This window comes from Pseudoalteromonas sp. PSi26, assembly GCF_054960575.1.
This window is the reverse complement of sequence record NZ_JBHNYT010000048.1, coordinates 1-476: the sequence shown is the minus strand read 5'-3', so window position 1 is coordinate 476 and position 476 is coordinate 1. Positions and strand designations below refer to the sequence as shown.

Below are 476 nucleotides of genomic sequence, written 5' to 3'. Positions count from 1 at the left end.
CCTTTGTGCTTGTGATAGATATCACGTATTCTTTCGCATAAGTCAGTGTTGGAACAGGGCTGAAACAGTGTATTACGATGGTAATAATACACACTCTTGGGAAGCCCTGTGACCTTTAATAAGTGTTGTAAGCTGTATTTTGCCTTGAGCTCTTCGACAACTATCGTTTTGTCTTTGCTTTTTTCTTTCTGGCCTGAGCCAAGGCTTCTAACTTTTTTAAGACTGCGTTCTCTGCACGTAGATAATCCAATTCTTCCCTGAGCTCTTTTTCAGACATGTCTGCTGATGGTTTAGGAGTTGAAGAATGATTCGTCACGCGAGGCCTACCTTTTTTCTGTGGTTTTAGTCGGGTTATACCCCCGTGAGCATAAAGCTTTTGCCATTGAAATAAAATACCTGGGGATGATAAGTCGAAATAGGCGCTAGTATAACCCAAAGACCAATCATTAATTTCCATCGTCTCGAGCACATGAATT

Annotated in this window: 1 protein-coding gene; it reads right to left on the bottom strand. The window is 41.2% G+C overall.

The annotated features are described in order from the left end of the window. Positions 1-160 precede the first annotated feature (160 nt). On the bottom strand, positions 161-476 hold a 316-nt coding region (locus tag ACFI34_RS18770; protein ID WP_462674598.1), incomplete at its 5' end, for a transposase.